14 protein-coding genes are annotated in these 15,788 nt (G+C 73.4%); 8 read left to right on the top strand and 6 right to left on the bottom strand.

Going from position 1 to position 15,788, the window contains the following annotated elements; all coding sequences use genetic code 11:
- Positions 1-47 precede the first annotated feature (47 nt).
- From OHA65_RS06365 to OHA65_RS06350, 4 genes are all read left to right on the top strand, one after another.
- Positions 48-698 carry a class I SAM-dependent methyltransferase gene (locus OHA65_RS06365; protein WP_327282133.1) on the top strand — a complete coding sequence of 217 codons (651 nt, stop codon included), beginning with the start codon at positions 48-50 and terminating at the stop codon, positions 696-698.
- Between the two features lie 274 nt (positions 699-972).
- Positions 973-2,466 carry an FUSC family protein gene (locus tag OHA65_RS06360; protein ID WP_328765132.1) on the top strand — a complete coding sequence of 498 codons (1,494 nt, stop codon included), beginning with the start codon at positions 973-975 and terminating at the stop codon, positions 2,464-2,466.
- Between the two features lie 227 nt (positions 2,467-2,693).
- Entirely contained in the window at positions 2,694-3,830 is a 1,137-nt protein-coding gene (locus OHA65_RS06355; RefSeq protein ID WP_405761486.1) for a nitric oxide synthase oxygenase, read from the top strand.
- 86 nt (positions 3,831-3,916) lie between these two features.
- On the top strand, positions 3,917-4,984 hold the full coding sequence (locus OHA65_RS06350; protein WP_405763376.1) for a lactonase family protein: 1,068 nt from the start codon (positions 3,917-3,919) through the stop codon (positions 4,982-4,984).
- A 110-nt stretch (positions 4,985-5,094) separates the two neighbouring features.
- Here the strand turns inward: OHA65_RS06350 and OHA65_RS06345 are convergent, their stop codons facing one another.
- The 3 genes from OHA65_RS06345 to OHA65_RS06335 all read right to left on the bottom strand — a co-directional run bounded on the left by OHA65_RS06345 (position 5,095) and on the right by OHA65_RS06335 (position 7,936).
- Complete coding sequence (locus tag OHA65_RS06345) at positions 5,095-6,015, bottom strand: hypothetical protein (protein ID WP_327282131.1); 921 nt, start codon at positions 6,013-6,015, stop codon at positions 5,095-5,097.
- Positions 6,016-6,125: 110 nt separating this feature from the next.
- Positions 6,126-6,812, bottom strand: a complete 687-nt coding sequence (locus tag OHA65_RS06340) for a uracil-DNA glycosylase (protein WP_327282130.1) — start codon at positions 6,810-6,812, stop codon at positions 6,126-6,128.
- Between the two features lie 23 nt (positions 6,813-6,835).
- Complete coding sequence (locus OHA65_RS06335; RefSeq protein WP_327282129.1) at positions 6,836-7,936, bottom strand: exo-alpha-sialidase; 1,101 nt, start codon at positions 7,934-7,936, stop codon at positions 6,836-6,838.
- A gap of 215 nt (positions 7,937-8,151) precedes the next feature.
- On the opposite strand from OHA65_RS06335, the gene OHA65_RS06330 reads away from it, so the two are divergent.
- The 3 genes from OHA65_RS06330 (at position 8,152) to OHA65_RS06320 (ending at position 11,202) form a co-directional block, all read left to right on the top strand.
- On the top strand, positions 8,152-9,507 hold the full coding sequence (locus OHA65_RS06330; RefSeq protein WP_327286010.1) for a wax ester/triacylglycerol synthase family O-acyltransferase: 1,356 nt from the start codon (positions 8,152-8,154) through the stop codon (positions 9,505-9,507).
- A gap of 80 nt (positions 9,508-9,587) precedes the next feature.
- Positions 9,588-10,712: an NADH:flavin oxidoreductase/NADH oxidase gene (locus OHA65_RS06325; RefSeq protein ID WP_405761484.1), complete on the top strand. Its 1,125-nt coding sequence runs from the start codon at positions 9,588-9,590 to the stop codon at positions 10,710-10,712.
- Positions 10,713-10,857: 145 nt separating this feature from the next.
- Positions 10,858-11,202: a helix-turn-helix domain-containing protein gene (locus tag OHA65_RS06320; protein WP_327282127.1), complete on the top strand. Its 345-nt coding sequence runs from the start codon at positions 10,858-10,860 to the stop codon at positions 11,200-11,202.
- 230 nt (positions 11,203-11,432) lie between these two features.
- Here OHA65_RS06320 and OHA65_RS06315 read toward each other — a convergent pair whose 3' ends face one another.
- Both OHA65_RS06315 and OHA65_RS06310 read right to left on the bottom strand, forming a co-directional pair.
- Positions 11,433-12,794 (bottom strand): FAD-dependent oxidoreductase, encoded by a 1,362-nt coding sequence (locus tag OHA65_RS06315; RefSeq protein WP_327282125.1) that lies wholly within the window; start codon positions 12,792-12,794, stop codon positions 11,433-11,435.
- Positions 12,795-12,846: 52 nt separating this feature from the next.
- Positions 12,847-13,512 carry a DUF305 domain-containing protein gene (locus OHA65_RS06310; protein WP_327282124.1) on the bottom strand — a complete coding sequence of 222 codons (666 nt, stop codon included), beginning with the start codon at positions 13,510-13,512 and terminating at the stop codon, positions 12,847-12,849.
- 78 nt (positions 13,513-13,590) lie between these two features.
- Here OHA65_RS06310 and OHA65_RS06305 point away from each other — a divergent pair, with 78 nt between their 5' ends.
- On the top strand, positions 13,591-15,087 hold the full coding sequence (locus OHA65_RS06305) for a hypothetical protein (protein ID WP_328761919.1): 1,497 nt from the start codon (positions 13,591-13,593) through the stop codon (positions 15,085-15,087).
- Between the two features lie 12 nt (positions 15,088-15,099).
- On the opposite strand, the gene OHA65_RS06300 is transcribed toward OHA65_RS06305, so the two are convergent.
- Complete coding sequence (locus OHA65_RS06300) at positions 15,100-15,729, bottom strand: helix-turn-helix domain-containing protein (protein WP_327282122.1); 630 nt, start codon at positions 15,727-15,729, stop codon at positions 15,100-15,102.
- Positions 15,730-15,788: the final 59 nt, after the last annotated feature.

The following is a 15,788-nucleotide window of genomic DNA, read 5'->3' as shown; positions in this document are numbered from 1 at the left end:
AACGGGCGCCGGGAAGAGACAACCGACGACCAGGGTGAGGAGCGCCGGTGAGCGGTGGCAAGTCCGCGGCGGACGTGTTCGACGAGGTGGGCGCCCGGTACGAGGAGGTGTTCGGGCGCGTTCCCGGGCAGCTCGCCGCGCTGGACTGGCTCACCGCCCGCCTCGCCCCCGGGGCCCGCGTACTGGACGTGGGCAGCGGTACGGGCCGCCCGGCCGCCGAGGCGTTGGCGCGGGCGGGGTGCGCGGTGACCGGGATCGACGTGTCGGCGCACATGGTCGACCTCGCGCGCTCCCGGGTGCCGCAGGCCCGGTTCGAGCAGGCCGACGTACGGACGTACGCGGCCGCGGAGGGCGGCTTCGACGCAGTGTGCTCCTTCTTCCCGCTGCTGGTGATGTCCCAGCAGGAGGTGGCGCAGGCGCTGGAGCGGATGGCGTCGTGGGTGGCGCCCGGCGGCTACTTCGTCATGGCCACCGTGCCGGGGGACATCAGCGACCTCGACATCGTGTGGATGGGGCACGAGGTCACCGTCAGCAGCCTGTCCGGGGCGGAGCACCTTCGGCTGCTGGCTGCAGCCGGGCTGGAGGTGCTGGAGCACCACACCGCCCTGTTCCGGCCCGAGGCGGACCCGGCGGCCCCGGTGCCCCCGCCCGTCGGCCCCGAGGAGCACTTCTTCTGCTACGCCCGCCGCCCGGCCTGAGCGACGACTGGTCCGTTGGTCGCAGATGGCCGGAACTTACGCTCCAGTACTGGGCCAATGGACCAGTGATGCGGAGCCGGGTTGAGCCAGTGGGCCTTCGGATGCTTATCTGTGTCGTATCCATGTACTTTCGGCGCCGCGCAGCGCCGGACGGCAACGAGGCCGGTCCGGAGCGCGGCGCCTTCGCCGTGCCCGCCTGCCGCCCACCATCCCCGGGCGGCCGCCGGGCCGGCGCGCACCACTGCAAGGGGGGCGGCACACCGCCGTGAAGAGGATGTTCGTGGCTCCGGATCCGGGGCGCCTGAGACTGAGGAACTCGCTGCGGGCCGTGCTCGGCGTCGCGCTCGCCGTCGCGGTGGCCGAGGTCTGCGGCCTCTCCCTCACCGCCTCCATCACCGGGGGGCTGGCGGCCCTGCTCACCCTGTTCACCGTGCTCGACCCGACCGTACGGGCCCAGCGCGTGACCAGCGCCCTGCTGCCCGTTTCCGGTTTCCCCGTCCTCGCGCTGGCCACCTCCCTGCACGCGGTGCCGCTCGCCCGGGACGTCGCCTTCCTCGCCGTCGTGTTCGCCGGGGTCTACGCCCGCCGCTGGGGGCCGCGCGGGCACGCCCTCGGGATCTTCGGCTTCATGATGTTCTTCGTCACGCAGTTCCTGCACGCCGTTCCCGCCCAGCTGCCCGAGCTGTACGCCGCCGTCGGACTGGCGCTGCTCTCCGCCGGAGCGGTGCGGTTCGTCCTCTGGCCGATCGAGCGGCGCACCCCGCCGCCCGCCGCGCCGCCCGGCCTGCCCGGCACCGGCCTGGCCCGGCCCACCACCCGGCAGGCCTTCCAGGCCACCGCCGCCTGCGCCTTCGCCCTCGGCGTCGGCCAGGCACTCTCCGACACCCGCTGGTACTGGGCCGTCGGCACCGCCTGGTGGATCTTCGTCAACACCGCCTCCCGGGGCGAGACCCTCGTCCGCGGGTTCCGCCGGGTCCTCGGCACGGTCGTCGGCATCGCCGCCGGGCTGCTGATCGCCGTACCGCTGCACGGAGCGCCCGCGCCCACCGCCGCACTGGTCGCCGTATGCGTCTTCGGGATCTTCTACACCGCGGCGCCCTCGTACTCCTGGATGATGTTCTTCGTCACCGTCATGGCCGGACTGCTCTACGGACTCCTCGGCGTCCTGCACCCGGGCCTGCTGCTCCTGCGCTTCCAAGAGACCGCCATCGGCGCGCTGGGCGCCGCCCTCGCCGTGGTGCTCGTCCTCCCCGTGACCACCCACGCCGCCAACGACGCCTGGATCCAGCGTGCCCTGCACTGCGTACGGGCCTCCACCGCGGCCTCCCTCGCCCGCCTCGCGGGGGACCCCGACGCCGATCCCGCCCCGCACGCGGCCGAACTCGAACTGCTGCTGGGCCGCGTACGGATGGCCCTCGCGCCCCTCGTCCACCCGCTGAGCCCGCTGCGCGCCCGCAAGGCCCGGGCCCGGCAGGTCCTCGGGCTGCTCGACGACTGCGCCCGGGAGGTGCGCGGACTCGTGGCCGTCGCGGCGGACCCGCAGGCCTCGCACGACGCCCGGCTGGCCACCGCGTGCTGGCGGGTGGAGGCAGCCGTGGAGGCCCTGACCGCCCCGCGTGACACGAGGGGACCCGCCGCCGCACCGCACCCCCGGCCCGGCGCCGCGGAACCGGCGCTCGCACACCTGCACGGCCTGGAACACGCCCTCGTGGCCCTGCACGCCCCCCTGCGCACCGACCCGCGCTCGCCCCTCGTCATCAGCGCCTGACCCCGGCCGGTCATCGAAATCCGAGGTCAGCAGCCTGCTGCCGGCGGATCCTACGCCCTGTCAGGTCCGCTCCGCAGGGCAATGGCCCGAAGATCACTCGGTGGAGTGTTCCGGATGCATGTTCCCCACGGCGCTGACCTGCGGCATGTACAACGGGTGATTGTTGATTGCACATTCATCCGGCACGTACAGGGTGGATCTGGTCGGACAGGGGGTAACCGCCCGGGATGGAAATACTTCAACAGCGCTCGACCACGGCCCAAGTGTGGGAAGCAGCCGAGGAGTTCATCCGACTCTTCCACCGGGAGAATCCGCAGGCGGGTGATCCGCGGGCTCGGCTGGCCGCCGTGCGGGCCGAGCTCGCGGACACCGGAAGCTACCGGCACACCCCGCAGGAACTCGTCCACGGAGCCCGCGTCGCCTGGCGCAACAGTAACCGCTGCATAGGCCGGCTGTACTGGAACTCGCTGCGCGTGCGCGACCGCCGCGCGCTCACCGACGCCGACGACATCGCCGCCGAATGCTTCGAGCACCTGCGCGACGCGACCAACGACGGCAGGGTCAGACCCACGATCACCGTCTTCGCCCCGGACGCCCCGGACCGTCCCGGCCCGCTGATCTGGAGCGAACAGCTCGTCCGGTACGCCGGCTACGGCGACCACCACACCGTCACCGTGGGCGATGCACGCAACGCCCCGCTCACCGGCGCCCTGCTGAACCTCGGCTGGACCGGGGGCGCCGGCACCCCCTTCGACCTGCTCCCGCTGGTGGTCCAAGGCGTCGACGACAAGCCCCGCTGGTTCGAGACCCCCGCCGACGCGGTGCTGGAAGTCCCGATCGAGCACCCCGACGACGCCGGTTGGGCGGACTGGGGGCTGCGCTGGCACGCCGTACCCGCCATCTCCAACATGTGCCTGGAGATCGGCGGCATCCACTATCCGGCCGCGCCCTTCAACGGCTGGTACATGGGCACCGAGATCGGCGCCCGCAACCTCGCGGACACCGACCGCTACAACCTCCTCCCCGCCGTCGCCCGTCGCCTGGGCCTGGACACCTCCACCGACCGCTCGCTCTGGAAGGACCGCGCGCTCGTCGAGCTCAACCGGGCCGTGCTGCACTCCTTCGACCGGGCCGGGGTCACCATCGCGGACCACCACACCGAGTCCCGGCGCTTCCTCAGTCACTTGGAGCGGGAGGAGCGCAAGGGCCGCGACGTGGGCGCCGACTGGTCCTGGATCGTGCCGCCGATCTCCGGCTCCGCGACCCCGGTCTTCCACCGCACCTACGAGGACCGGCCGAGCTCGACGGCGTACGTGCACCACTCCGGCGCACAGGAACGCGCCCAAGGGCGGGATCTGGTCTAGACCTTCTGTTACCGTCGGCTCCGCACGGATCGATCCGAAACGGTGGAGAGGGGCATCCGGTGGGCGGCGCGGACGGCACGGACGACATGGACGACACGGACGGCAAGCACCGGAACGGCGGACACCGGGTCCACATCGGCTCGTTCACCTCGGCGGGCGGCCGCGGCATCACCACGGCGGACGTGGACCCGGCGACCGGCGCACTGACCCTCCTCTCCACCAGCGACGCGGTCGCCGACCCCTCGTACCTCGCCCTCGACCGGGGCACCGGGGTGCTCTACGCCGTCAGTGAGACCCGGCAGGGAGCGGTAGTCGCCTTCCGGCCCACCCGCGAGGGCCTCGCCGCCCTCGGCCCCGCCGTACGCGTCGGCGGGGCCGGCCCGACCCACCTCAGCGTGGCCGGGCGCCGGCTGCTCACCGCCAACTACACCTCCGGCAGCGTCAGCAGCCTCCCGCTCTCCGAGGACGGCATCCTGTGCGGACCCGCCTCGGTCCTCGGCCACCGGGGCTCCGGGCCCGACGCGAGCCGCCAGGAACGGCCGCACGCCCACCAGGTGCTGCCCGATCCGAGCGGCCGCTGGGTGCTCAGCGTGGACCTCGGCACCGACTCGGTCCGCGTCTGCGCCTCGGATCCGGCCACCGGGGCGCTGCGCCTGCACGACGAGACCGCACTGCGCGCCGGGACGGGCCCGCGCCACCTCTCCTTCCACCCTGACGGCGAGACGGTGTACGTCCTGCACGAGCTGGAGCCGCAGCTGACCGTCTGCCGCTGGAACCCGGGCTCGGGGCAACTGGAACCGACCGATGAGGTTCCGCTCGCCCCTGGGGCCGCTCCAGGGGCCGCACGGGCCTATCCCTCGGCCGTGGTGGCTTCCCCGGACGGCCGTTTCGTGTGGGCGGCCGTACGCGGCACCGACACCGTCGTCACCCTCTCGCTCGCCGGAGGGGCCGGGAAGCCGCGGCTCGTGGGCAGCGTGGAATGCGGCGGCAGCTGGCCGCGGGACCTCGCCGCCGATCCTTCGGGGCGCCGTCTGTACGCGGCCAACGAGCGCTCCGGGGACGTCACCTGGTTCGACGTCGACCCGCTGACCGGGCAGCCGCACCGGGCCGGCTCGGTGGCGGTACCGGCCGCCACCTGCGTGGTCTTCGCCTGACGCGACGGCGCCGACGACGGTCCCCACGGGGTGCCCGCGCACGGACGAGGGCCCGCGCCCCGGAGTGGATGCCGGGGTGCGGGCCCTCGTACGAGCGGTTCTGGTGCGGATCAGTGGACGGCGGCGCCCTGGGTGATGCCGAGCGCCGCGGAGTACTGGGTGACGACGAGCTTGCCGAGCGCGGAGTACGCGCCGAGCACCTCGGCGGCCGCGCAGTCGGCCTCCTTGGCCGCCGTGTCCAGCAGCCCCTCGGCGGCCTCCGGGCCGATCAGGTAGGGGGCCAGCGCGAGCTGCGTGGAGCCCTCGCTGCGCAGCTGCTCGGCGACCGCGGCCACCGAGCCCTCCTGGTCGAGCGCGGCGGCCTTGACGGGTACCGCGAGGCGGGCGGCCAGCAGCATGCCGGTGACCCCGGCGACCTGGACGGCCTCCTCGCCGCCGGTGGTGGCCACGATGATGCCGTCGGCGGCGGTGGTGACGGTGAACAGGCGGGCGCGGTCGGCACGGGCCAGGCCGGCCTCGGAGAGCCGCACGTGCAGGCCCTCGGCGAGCAGCGGGTGCGGGCCGAGCACCTCGGCCAGCTCGGCTGCGGCCGAGGAGTCCATGACGGCCTGGCGCATCCGGCGCAGCAGGTCGGCGTCGGGGCCGGCGAGCAGCGGGACGACCACGGCGTCCGGGCCGGTGGGCGCGGGCACCTCGTGGCCGGCGGCGCGGGCGAACTCGGCGCGGGCGACGCGCTCGGCGGCGACCGCGGTCAGCACGCCGGAGAGGGCCGGGAACTCGGAGCCCTCGGCGTCGTCGCCCTCAAGGAAGCCGATGCGGACGTCCAGGCCCGGCAGCTCGGAGCGGCCGATGCTGATGATCTCTTCCGCGAGCCCCCGCGAGGCGGCCGAAGGGGCACCGGGCACGGCGAGCACCAGCGCGGGCGCGCCCTCGGGCGCCACCGCGGGCTCGGGTCGGCGGTGCCGTCCGGCAGGGCGGGGTCGCGGCATTCGTACGGGCAGGCCATTTGCGGGCCCAGTGGGGGAGCTCATGGCGCCGCATGCTACTGGCTTATCGGAACGCAGTGTTCGGGCAGGGCCTCAACGGGCGGCTTCTGTCCGTATTTATCCGCGGAATGTCGTATACCGTTCAACCGAAATGATCAACGGGCGGCCGGAAGCCGCCAGTCCACCGGCTGTGCCCCCTGGCGGACCAGCAGGTCGTTGGCCTTGCTGAACGGACGGGAGCCGAAGAACCCGTTCGCCGCGGACATGGGGGAGGGGTGCACGGACTCCACGGCCGGCAACTCGCCGAGCAGCGGCCGCAGGTTGCGGGCGTCCCGCCCCCACAGCACCGACACGAGGGGCTTGTCGCGCGCCGCGAGCGCCCGGATGGCCTGCTCGGTGACGGCCTCCCAGCCCTTGCCGCGATGGCCCCCGGTCTTGCGCGGGGCCGTGGTCAGCGCGCGGTTCAGCAGGAGCACGCCCTGGCGGGTCCACGGGGTGAGGTCCCCGTTGGCCGGCCGGGGCACGCCGAGGTCCGCATACAGCTCGCGGAAGATGTTGTCCAGGCTGGGCGGCCACGGACTGACCTCGGGCGCGACCGAGAAGGACAGGCCCATCGCGTGCCCCGGGGTGGGGTACGGGTCCTGGCCGACGATCAGCACCTTCACCTCGTCGAAGGGCTGTTGGAAGGCGCGCAGCACATTCGCCCCGGCGGGCAGGTACGTCCTCCCCGCCGCGATCTCGGCGCGCAGGAAGTCGCCCATCGCGGCGATCTGCGCCGCCACCGGCTCCAGAGCCCGGGCCCAGCCCGGCTCGACGATCTCGTTCAACGGTCGTGCTGCCACAGCGAGTCACTCTACTGGCCGATTCAGTGAGCCAGTACCGCCGCCCGCACGCACAGCACGTCGGGCAGGTGCTCGGCCAGCAGCCGCCAGCTGTCCCCGTCGTCATGGCTGGCGTACAGCTCGCCGTTGCGGTTGCCGAAGTAGATCCCCGCGGGGTCCGCGTCGTCCGTGCACAGGGCGTCCCGCAGCACCGTGCCGTAGTGGTCCCCCTGCGGCAGTCCGCGCGTGAGCGGCTCCCAGGTGGCGCCCGCGTCCTGGGTGCGGAAGACCCGGCACCGGTGCTCCGCCGGGACCCGGTCGGAGTCGGCGTTCAGCGGGAAGACGTAGGCGGTGTCCGGCCGGTGCGGGTGCGCGGCCACCGCGAAGCCGAAGTCGGAGGGCAGGCCGTCGCCGATGTCGGTCCACCGGGCCCCGGCGTCGTCGCTGCGGTACACGCCCCAGTGGTTCTGCAAGTACAGCCGCTTCCGGTTCCCGGCGTCCTGGGCGATCTTGTGCACGCACTGGCCGAACTCGGGATGCGGATCCGGCAGGAACACCGCCGAGACCCCCTCGTTGGACGGAGCCCAGCGGGCGCCGCCGTCCAGGGTCCGGAACACCCCGGCGGTGGAGACCGCCACCGTCACCGCTGCGGGGTCGGCCGGGTCCGTCAGCACCGTGTGCAGGCCCTCACCGCCGCCGCCCGGCACCCAGCTCTTGCGGCTCGGGTGCTCCCACAGCGGGCGGACCAACTCGAAGGACTCGCCGCGGTCCGTCGAGCGGAACAGGGCGGCGGGCTCCGTCCCCGCGTAGACCACGTCCGGCGCCTCGGGTCCGGCCGGATGCAGCTGCCAGACCCGCTCCAGCGAAGCCCCGGTGTCCTTCGGGAACTTCACCGCGGGTGCGGCGGGTTCCCGCCAGCTCGCCCCGAGGTCGTCGGAGCTGAACACGGACGGGCCCCAGTGCGCGCTGTCCCCGCCGACGAGCAGCCGGGGCACCGGTCCGCGCCGGTCGACCGCGACGGCGTAGACCGCCTGGGCGTTGAAATGGGGCCCGTCGAACTCCCAGGAGCCGTCGCCCCGTCTGCGGCCGATGAACAATCCCTTGCGGGTCCCTGCGAGGAGCAGCACTTCTGGCGCTGTCGGCATGGTCGACACCTCCGGACGTCGTCGTCCCGGTCGTCGTGGCAAACACCTTCCAGCCAGTCTGCACCCGGCCACCGACAACGGCCGGGACGCCGCCGCGCTGCGCCGACCAGCCGGTCGGGATCGATCAACGGGCGTATCCAAAGGGTGGCTACTTGATCGTAGGAGGCTGAAAGGGGTTGACTTCCACCTCTGCCACCGCACGCGAGAGGCAATACGTGGCCACCGAGCACCTTTCACCGCTCGACCTCGCCTTCTGGCGGATCGAATCCGCCACCCATCCCATGCACCTCGGGGCCCTCGCGGTCTTTGAAGCCGCACGAGCCCCCGGCGCCGGCCCCGGTCCGGGTTCTGGTTCCGAGCCCGACGCGGCGGTCCGCGCCGCCGAGCTGCTCACCGCCCGCTGCCCCACCGTCCCCGGTTTGCGCCGCCGCATCCACGACGTGCTGCTGCCGATCGGTGCGGCCGCCTGGTCGACCGACGCGGACTTCGATCCCGCCCGGCACGTGTTCCTCGTACGCACCGATGACCCCCAGGCCGCCGCCGGACCCCTGATGGCGCGGCCGCTCGACCGGGCGCGACCGCCGTGGGAGGCGCACGTCCTGGCCGGGCCCGATCCGCGCTCCTTCGCGGTCCTCTTCAAGTTCCACCACGCGCTCGCCGACGGGCTCGGAGCCCTCGCGCTGGCGGCCATGCTCTTCGACGAGGGCCCGCCCGCACGGGGCCCCGCGCGGCCGCTCCCCGCGCCGCAGTCGCCGGGCATCGCCCTGCGCAGCCTTCCCGGGATCCTGGCCGCCCGGGTCCAGGACTTCGGCCAGGCCCTGGAGATCGGCGCCTCCGTGGCCCGCGCCGGACTGCCCCTCGGCGTCTCGGCGGCCCTGACGGCCGTCCCGGCGCAGACCGGCACCCGCGCGGTCGCCGGCCTCGCGCTCGACCTCGACGACGTCAACCGCATCCGCAAGGTCGCCGGAGGCACGGTCAACGACGTGCTGATCGCCCTGGTCGCCGGCGCCCTGCGGCGCTGGCTGGTGGGCCGCGGCGACCCCGAGCCCGAGGGTGCCGGGCCGCGCGCCCTGATACCGGTATCCCGCCGCCGGCCCCGCGGCACCGCGAAGTACGGCAACCGGCTCTCCGGATACCTGCTCCGGCTCCCGCTCTCCGAGCCCGACCCGCTGCTGCGCCTGGACCGGGTGCGGACCGGCATGGACCGCAACAAGGAGGCCGGACCCGCCCGCGGCGCCGGGGCCGTCGCCCTGCTCGCCGACCACGTGCACCCGCTGGGGCACCGGCTCGGCGGCCCCCTGGTGGCCCAGGCGGCCCGGCTGCTGTTCGACATCCTGGTCACCAGCGTTCCGCTGCCCGGTTTCACCTTCTCCCTGGGTGGCAGCCGGGTCCGGGAGGTCTATCCGCTGGCCCCGCTCGCCCGCGGCCACTCGCTCGCCGTGGCGGTCTCCACCTACCAGGGCACGGTCCACTACGGCCTGGTCGCCGACGCGGCCGCCGTGCCGGACCTGGAGGCCCTCGCGGAGGCGCTGCGTGCCGAGCTCCACGAGTTCGTACGAGAGGTGTCGTAGTACGAGAACTTACGTAGTACGGTGACTCTCGTACGAGCTGCCGATCCGCGGCGAGCCCGGCCACATCCGGAGAGTCCTCCATGAGCGCTGCCCCCCTCGCCCCCGCCGATGCCGTTCCGACCGCTCCCGCGGGCCTCTTCACGCCGTTCACCCTGCGCTCGGTCACCGCGGCGAACCGGGTGTGGATGGCGCCGATGTGCCAGCACGTCGCCGAGGCCTCGGGGCCGGACGCGGGCGTGGCCCACGCATGGCACTTCGCGCACTACGCCGCCCGCGCGGTGGGCGGCGCGGGCCTGATCCTCCAGGAGGCCACCGCCGTCTCTCCGGAGGGCCGCATATCCCCGTACGACCTGGGCATCTGGAACGACACCCAGGTCGAAGCGCTGCGCCCGATCACCGCGTTCATCAAGGCCCAGGGCGCCGTCCCCGGCATCCAGATCGCCCATGCCGGCCGGAAGGCGTCGACGGGTCGTCCCTGGGAGGGCGGCCGCTACGTCGGGCCCGAGGCGGACGGCTGGTTGCCGAGTGCCCCGAGTCCGGTGCCGTTCGCCGAGGGCGACCCCGTGCCGCACGAGCTGACGACCGACGAGATCCACGAGATCACCGGCCGGTTCGCGGCGGCTGCGCGGCGTGCGCTGGCCGCGGGCTACGAGGTCGTCGAGATCCACGGGGCCCACGGCTACCTCATCGGCCAGTTCCTCTCCGCCGAAAGCAACCGGCGCACCGACGCCTACGGCGGCTCCTTCGAGAACCGCGCCCGTTTCGCCCTCGAAGTCGTCGACGCCGTACGGGCCGTGTGGCCCGAGGAGCTGCCGTTGTTCTTCCGGGTCTCCGCCACCGACTGGCTGGAGGAGTCGGGCTGGACCCCTGAAGACACGGTCCGTCTCGCCGGGCTGTTGCGCGAGCACGGCGTGGACCTGCTCGACGTGTCCACCGGCGGGATGACACCCAAGGCGGACATCCCGGTGGGCCCCGGCTATCAGGTGCCGTTCGCAGCCGAAGTCAAGGCCCGGACCGGCCTCCCGGTGGCCGCCGTCGGGCTGATCACCGAGCCGGAGCAGGCCGCCGCGGTCCTGGCCGACGGACGGGCCGACGCGGTCCTGCTCGGCCGCGAGCTGCTGCGCGACCCGTACTGGGCCCGCGGCGCGGCCGCCGAACTGGGCGCCGGGGTACGGGTGCCCACCCCTTACCACCGCGCCTGGTAGTCGTACCGCGGCTGCGCAGCCCGACGACCGGGTCCGATGGCGGCCGGATCGGGCTCGGGCGGGGGCGGCGGCCCCCGGGCGCCGGCAGCCGGTGTACTACGGTGGCTCTCGTACGAACAGGGAGCCGGGCGAGACGAGGGCAGACGTGACGGATACCACCACGCGCACGCTCGCCCACCCCGGACCCGCCGGGATCCGGCTCGAAGCGGTGCTGCACGCGCTGTCGGACCCGGTGCGGCTGTCGATCGTGCGGGACCTCGCGGCCACCCGGCAGGAGCTGGCGTGCTCGTACTTCGTCCTGCCGGTCACCAAGTCGACGACCACGCACCACTTCCGCGTCCTGCGGGAAGCCGGCGTGGTCCGCCAGACCTACCGCGGGACGGCGAAGATGAACGAGCTGCGCCGTACGGAGCTGGAAGAACTGTTCCCGGGGCTGCTCGACAGCGTGCTCACCGCAGCCGCCGCGGAGGCCGCCCGCCAGGCCGCCTAGACTGGCGGGTGTCCGGCCGATCATGGCCGGCCTGCCCGTGCCGGGCCGATCCGTGCGAGGCCGATCCGTGCCGGGCCGATCCGTGCGAGGCCGATCCGTGCCGGGCCGAGCCAGGCGAGGCTGATCCGTGCCGGGCGGGCCAGGCGAGGAAAGGCCGGGCGAGGCCAGGCGAGGCCGATCCGTGCCGGCCGATCCGTGCCAGGCCCGGCCCCGTTCGGCCCGGCCAGGGCTCAGGTTCCCGCGTTCGCCGCTGCCAGCAGGCCCGGCCAGTCCGGGATCTTCACCGAGCGGCGGCCCAACGAGTGCCCGAGGTCGGCCTCGGCCGCCTCGATCGCCAGCCAGCCCGGCCACTCCACCGGGTGCAGGCCCGCCGCCCGCAGTGCGTCCAGCGGGTCGCCCGGCAGGTCCCGCCCGGCCAGCACCGCAGCGTCCTGGAGCAGCGACGACGCCGTCTCCTTGGCGCAGGGCCGGTTGGTCCCGATCACCCCGGTCGGGCCGCGCTTGATCCAGCCCGCCACGTACTCGCCGACCGAGGCCCGGCCCTCGCGCAGCACCCGGCCCGCGGCGTGCGGGACCGTGGCCTTCACCGGGTCGAACGGGAGGCCGGGCAGCGGAACGCCCTGGTACCCCACCGAGCGCAGCACCAACTGCGCCTCGACGTCCTCGTAGGCGCCGGTCCCCACGACTCCGCCCCGGCCGTCCGGGGCGGTCCGCTCGAACCGGACCCCGGCGACCCGGCCGCCGGGGCCGGCCAGTACCTCCACCGGGCGCAGGTAGAACCGCAGCGCGATCCGGCGCCGGGCGTCGCCCGAGTCCTGCCCGGCCCAGCCGCGCAGCACCTCCAGGTTGCGCCGGGCCACTGCGGGCAGCGCGGCGGCCGCGCCCGGGTCGGCGTACGCGGGGTCGAGCGCCAGCTCGGCGGGGTCCACGACGGCGGCGACCTGCGGCAGAGTGCCCAACTCCCGCAGTTCCTTGGTGGTGAACTTGCCCTGCGAGGGCCCGCGCCGGGCCACCATCGACACCGATTTCACGCCACTGTCCGCGAGCGCGCCCAAGGCCGGCTGCGGCATGTCGGTCGGGGACAGTTCGGGCTCGCCGCGGGCCAGCATCCGCGTCACGTCCACGGCGACATTGCCCGCCCCGACGACCACCGCCGAGCCCACCGCGGGCAGGTCGAAGGCCTCGCCGACGGCATCCGGGTGCCCGCTGTACCAGGCGACGAAGGCCGTCGCGGAGTGCACGCCGGCGAGCTCCTCGCCGGGGATGCCGAGCAGCCGGTCGCGGGCGGCACCCACGCAGTACACCACCGCGTGGTAGAGCTCCAGCAGCCGCTCGGCGGGCAGCTGCGGTCCGCCGACCTCGACGTTGCCGAGGAAGCGGATCCGTTCGTCCTCCAGCACCGTGCGCAGGCTCCCCTGGAGCGACTTGATCTTCTCGTGGTCGGGGGCCACCCCGTAGCGCACCAGCCCGTACGGCGCGGGCAGCCGGTCCAGCACGTCGACGCGGACGCCCGGCACCTCACGCTGCTGGACCAATGTCTGAGCGGCGTAGACCCCGCTGGGGCCCGAACCGACGACGGCGACACGAAGCACGGCGGAGCTCCTCCCGCAGGTGCTCCCAGCATGCCACCGGGCCCGGCGGCCGTCAGCCCATGGCGCGCATCCGGTGGATTTCCGCGGTCTGGGTGGCCACCACCTCGTTGGCCATCTCCTCCACCGCGCCGTTGTTGCCGGCGGCCAGCACCTCGCCCGCCATCTTCACGGCGCCCTCGTGGTGGGCGGTCATCAGGGTGAGGAAGAGCCGGTCGAACTCGGCGCCCTTCGCCTCGGTGAGCCGTGCCAGTTGCTGCTCGGTCGCCATGCCCGGCATCGCGCCGTGGTCGTGGCCGGGCGGGCCTCCGGAAGGGGCGCCGGCCGGGGCCGGGTGGCGGGCCAGCCACTTCTCCATCGAGCCGATCTCGGGCTGCTGGGCGGCCGAGATCCGCTCGGCGAGCCGCTTGACCCCCTCCGCCGAGGCCCGCTCCGGGGCCAGCGCGCTCATGGTGAGGGCCTGCCGGTGGTGTTCGACCATGTGCTGCACGTACGTCCGGTCCGCCGCGTTGGGGCTGTCGTCGGGCTGCCTCCCGGCGGCCTCCTCGGGGGAGAGGGTGCGGGCCTTCTCGCCCGGTCTGCCGGGGGCGATGACCGCCGCCCCGGCGTCCTTCGTCCCGTCGCCGCCGTCGCCGTCCCGGCACCCGGCCAGGACGAGCAGGACTCCCGCGGCCACGACGGCCCCGGTGGTTCGACCGAGTAACCCCTTTGCCATGTCCATGGTAAGGAACATACTGCCGGGGTCCTGGTTCCGTTCCCACCACGAGCGGAATCGATCGGACTCCCATGGGAGGGCACAGTGACCTCGAAGCACACCACCAGAGTGCGGCACCGGAGTCTGGGGGCGGCCGTCGCCGCGGCCGGGCTGCTCACCACGCTGTTCGCGGCCGGACCCGCCGCCGCCACCCCCGATCCGGGGGAGTTATCACCCGGCAGCGCCTCTTCGCAGGGCGCGCAGCCGGCCGGGGAACCCGCCGCGGGCCGCGAACTCGCCCCCGGCGAGATTCCCGGCCAGGACGAGATCGTGCACAGCGCCAACGTCAAGCACCTGGCCAACGTCCCGAGCGCCGACCCGGGCGTCATCAACTCCGACCTGGCCTTTCAGGGCAAGTACGCCTACGCCGGCAACTACAACGGCTTCACGGTCTACGACATCGGCAACCCCAAGGTCCCGAAGGTCGTCAGCCGCGTGCTCTGCCCCGGCGGCCAGAACGACGTGTCCGTCCAAGGGGACCTGCTCTTCCTCTCCACCGACTCCTCGCGCAGCGACGACTCCTGCAACAGCGTCTCGCAGCCCGCGACGGAGAAGTCCTCCTGGGAGGGCATCAAGATCTTCGACATCAAGGACAAGAAGAGCCCCAAGTACATCAAATCCGTCGAGACCAACTGCGGCTCCCACACCCACACGCTGGTCCCGGGCGAGCGCGACATCTACCTCTACGTGGCCTCGTACTCCCCGAACGAGGCGTTCCCCGACTGCCAGCCGCCGCACGACGGCATTTCCGTGATCAAGGTCCCGAAGAAGAACCCGACGCAGGCGGCGGTCGTCGCCTTCCCCGTCCTCTTCCCGGACGGCGGCAACCCGGGCGCGCCCGACAACCCCGGCGTCTCGAAGACCACCGGCTGCCACGACATCACCGTGTTGCCGTCGAAGAAGCTGGCCGCCGGCGCCTGCATGGGCGACGGGATCCTCTTCGACATCAGCAAGCCCGAGCAGCCACGGGTCATCGACCGGGTGCAGGACAACGTGAACTTCTCCTTCTGGCACTCGGCGACCTTCAACGAGAAGGCCGACAAGGTGGTGTTCACCGATGAGCTGGGCGGCGGAGGCGGCGCCACCTGCAACGAGGCCACCGGCCCCAACCGCGGGGCCGACGGCATCTACGACATCACCGGCCGCGGCGACCAGCGCAAGCTCGTCTTCCGCAGCTACTTCAAGATCCCGCGGCTCCAGGCCGACACGGAGAACTGCGTGGCCCACAACGGCTCGCTGATCCCGGTCGGCGGCGGCCGCGACATCATGGTCCAGGCCTGGTACCAGGGCGGCGTCTCGGTGTGGGACTTCACCGACTCCGCCCGGCCCGAGGAGATCGGCTACTTCGAGCGCGGCCCGCTCACCACGGACAAGCTCGGACTCGGCGGGTCCTGGTCGGCGTACTACTACAACGGCCACATCTATTCGAACGACATCGTCAAGGGCCTCGACGTGCTACGGATCGACGACTGGCGCACCGAAGGCGCGAAGCGCGTGTGGATGGACCGGCTCAACGTGCAGAGCCAGCCCGAGTACCACTGACCCCGGCCTGCCTCAGCCCGCAGGGGGAAACGTTGCCTCGGGCGGCCCGCCCTCCGGCGGGACGCCCAGCGCCCAGTCCAGCCCGTAGCGCTGGAACAGCTCCGCACGCAGCCGCGCCCACGGCATCGGAGCCCCCGGCAGCAGGACCGCCACGACCGCACCCATCAGCAGTGCCCGCAGCAGCGGGTAGTCGGTGTCCACGTCCGCCGAGCCGTACCGCGTGACCGTGTCCCGGAGCAGCTCCGCCAGTCGCTGCTGCTCCGGGCACTGCACGAACCCCTCGGCCTGGAGGATCCCCGCCATGTGCGTCCGCATCAGCAGCGGCTCGTCCCGGGCGAGCCCGAGGATCGCGTCGACCGCCCGGGCGAGCCGTTCGCGCCCGTCGTCGCTGCGCGGTTCCCGCTCCAGGGCCGCGTCCAGCGTCAGGTGCATCAGCCGGTGCACCGCCGACTGGAGCAGCTGCCGTTTGCCGGGGAAGTAGTACGAGACCAGGCCGCGGGCCGCACCCGCCCGGTCGGCGATGTCGCCGAGCGTCGTGGCTTCGTAGCCGCGCTCGGCGACGAGTTCGACCGTGGCCTGGAGCAGCCGCTCCCGGGAACGTCTGCGCAATTCTTCATTGACCGATGCGCTGCGCGGGGACATGCTTACTCCTGCGTTGACTGGCTCCGGGCCAATATACTCAGTGCACGGGGTCGCCTGCT

It is taken from the genome of Streptomyces sp. NBC_00045, from assembly GCF_045041095.1.
Lineage (GTDB): Bacteria > Actinomycetota > Actinomycetes > Streptomycetales > Streptomycetaceae > Streptomyces.
This window is presented reverse-complemented; position numbering and strand designations above follow the sequence as displayed.